General features: G+C 42.3%; 1 protein-coding gene. It reads left to right on the forward strand.

The window, feature by feature from the left end; translation table 11 throughout:
• A partial coding sequence (locus tag AABA78_RS39000; protein ID WP_338270612.1) for a hypothetical protein occupies positions 1 to 376 on the forward strand: 376 nt, incomplete at both ends.

The following is a 376-nucleotide window of genomic DNA, read 5'->3' on the forward strand; positions in this document are numbered from 1 at the left end:
CCGTGGCAGCTGCCCAGGCGCAAGGGCAGAAGCCTTCTAATAAGATAGCTGCGGGTACTGCTGATGCTCTTATAAGTGCTACTAATATGTCTTACTATACACAGTATTATGATTCTCTTTGGGATTATAAGAACGTCAATAATCGTAAGAATCTACAGTATTCTAAGGACAAGGCTTTGCGCGATTATTATAAGTGGTCCGCTGGAAATGCTAGGGAAGACTTTGAGTCCTATGGGCTTCGTAATGCTATAGATTATCCATCTCGTATCTTTCAAGGCGCCGGCAATGTAATTGGAACTATGCGCCCCGGTGCCCAGATTTTCCGTAATGATTACGGTCCTCGTAATACTACTATTTATAATAGTTCTAATGGTAT

Source organism: Corallococcus caeni (assembly GCF_036245865.1).
Classification (GTDB): Bacteria; Myxococcota; Myxococcia; order Myxococcales; family Myxococcaceae; genus Corallococcus; species Corallococcus caeni.